This is a genomic window from Peterkaempfera griseoplana, from assembly GCF_001418575.1.
Lineage (GTDB): Bacteria > Actinomycetota > Actinomycetes > Streptomycetales > Streptomycetaceae > Peterkaempfera > Peterkaempfera griseoplana.
Window position 1 is genome coordinate 607 of the sequence record NZ_LIQR01000584.1, and the last position, 2,184, is coordinate 2,790.

The following is a 2,184-nucleotide window of genomic DNA, read 5'->3' on the forward strand; positions in this document are numbered from 1 at the left end:
CCGCGGGGGAATGCCTCGCGATGTCCAGTGTCCGACGGGCCCGCGGGATGCTCAACGAGCAGGGTGGCGCCGGGTCGGCGGTTCGCCTTACACCTCGTCGGCCTCCCGGGTGCCGGCTGTGGTCTCCCCGTCGCCGGGGTACTCGTACGACTCGTAGTAGGAGTCGGGATCCTCCCGGCCCTCCATGAGGTCCAGGGTGATGTCCTGCGCCCAGGCGAGGGCCCACCGTTTGACCTCGCCGATGCGGTCGGCGGGTGCTCCGCAGCGCTGGTAGGCCTCGTCGTCCAGCGAGGCCAGCTTGTCGAGCCGCTCCGCGAGCGCTCCGGGACGGAAGTCCTCGTCCAGGGCTCCTGCCATGGCGAGCAGTTCGCCCTCGCTGAACCAGTCGGAGAGGGCGTGCGCCGCCAGCAGGTCCTCGNNNGGTACGGGCCGGTCGAGGACCGCATCGGTCCAGACCGGTGGATGGCTCAGCGGTCGCTTGCCGATGGCGACCGCCACCGGGCGGGCGAGCGGCTCATAGGGCGGGGTGAGCAGCAGGCTCGCCAGCAGCGGGGTGCCCGGGGTCGGCGGGGAGGCCTCGCAGCCCGCGTCGCGGCCGGTCGCGGCCACGGCCTCCGCGATGGCCGTCACCGGGGTCGAGTCACCGGTGACCAGCTCCAGTTCCTCCGCGCGCCGGGCGGGGACCGGCAGGCCGTACGCCCGCAGTGCGGGTGCTCCGGCCAGGGCCAGATGGTGGTGTGCGCAGGCCGGGAGCACCGCCGCCAGCAGCCGGGACTGGTCCGGCGCGAGGACCTCCGCGGTGGGCTCCCCGGCGGGCTCGGCGGCTGTGGTGCGGGGCCCGACCGGCCCGTTTCCTGCTGCCATGGCCTCAGTGTCGCCCATCGGGGTGCGGGTCGGCGGGCAATGCCGCGCTCACCGCGGTGTGCGTGGCCCCGGCGGGCGGTGCCGTGGCGGTGCGTGGCCCCGGCGGGCGCGGCGAGGTCAGGAGTCGAAGCCGAAGCCGAGCCGGTCCATCGCCCTGAGCCAGAGGTTGCGACGGCCCGCGCGGTGGTCGGCGCGGTCCAGGGACCACTTGGTCAGCTCGATCCCGGCCCAGCGGAAGGGTTCGGGAGGGAACGGCAGCGGTTTCTCCTTGACCATGGCCAGCTCCGTACGCTCGGTGCGCTCGCCCGCCAGCAGGTCGAGGACGACCTCGGCGCCGAAGCGGGTGGCGCCCACGCCCAGGCCGGTGTATCCGGCCGCGTAGCCGACCTTGCCGCGGTGGGAGGTGCCGTGGAAGGCGGAGAAGCGGGTGCAGGTGTCGATGGCGCCGCCCCAGGCGTGGGTGAAGCGCAGCCCCTCCAGCTGGGGGAAGGTGCGGAAGAAGTGGCCGGCCAGTCTGCGGAAGGTCTCCGGGCGCTGGTCGTGCTCGCTGCGTACCCGGCCCCGGTAGTGGTAGACGGCGTCGTAGCCGCCCCAGAGGATGCGGTTGTCGGCGGAGAGCCGGAAGTAGTGGAACTGGTTGGCGGAGTCGCCCAGCCCCTGGCGGTTGCGCCAGCCGACCGCGGCCAGCTGCCGTTCGTCCAGCGGCTCGCTCATCAGGGCGTAGTCGTACACGGGGACGATGTACGGCCGGATCCGGCGTACCAGGGAGGGGAAGGCGTTGGTGGCCAGGGCGACCCGGCGGGTGAAGACCCGGCCGTAGGGGGTGCGCACGGCCATGCCGCTGCCGTTGTGCTCCAGAGCGGCGGCGCGGGTGTGCTCGAAGATGCGGACGCCGTGCTGGAGGCACGCGTCCTTGAGGCCCCAGGCGAGTTTGGCGGGGTGCACCATGGCGACGCCGTCGCGGTCCCAGAGGCCGCCGAGGAAGGTCGGTGAGTCGACCTCGGCGCGCACCTCCTCGGGGCCGAGGACGGTGAGGTCGATGCCGTACGGGGTGACCTGCTCGGCGACCTGGTGCAGCCAGTCGATCTGGTAGGGCTCGGTGGCGACGTCGAGTTCGCCGGTGCGCTCCCAGTCGCAGTCGATGCGGTAGCGGGTGACGGCCTGCTCGATGGCCTGGAGGTTGTCCGCTCCCAGCTTCTCCAGCTGGGTGAGTTCCCCGGGCCAGCGCTGGAGGCCGTTGCCGAAGCCGTGGGTGAGACTGGCCGCACAGAAGCCGCCGTTGCGCCCGGAGGCGGCCCAGCCCACTTCGTGGCCCTCGAC

At 73.3% G+C, this 2,184-nt stretch carries 1 protein-coding gene and 1 pseudogene; both read right to left on the reverse strand.

What is annotated here, in order from left to right; translation table 11 throughout:
* Positions 1–87: 87 nt before the first annotated feature.
* A pseudogene (locus tag AOK09_RS39730) lies at positions 88–418 on the reverse strand (hypothetical protein); the annotation flags it as partial.
* A gap of 563 nt (positions 419–981) precedes the next feature.
* Positions 982–2,184: NAD(P)/FAD-dependent oxidoreductase (locus AOK09_RS33390; protein WP_055590969.1), on the reverse strand; the 1,203-nt coding region annotated here is incomplete at its 5' end.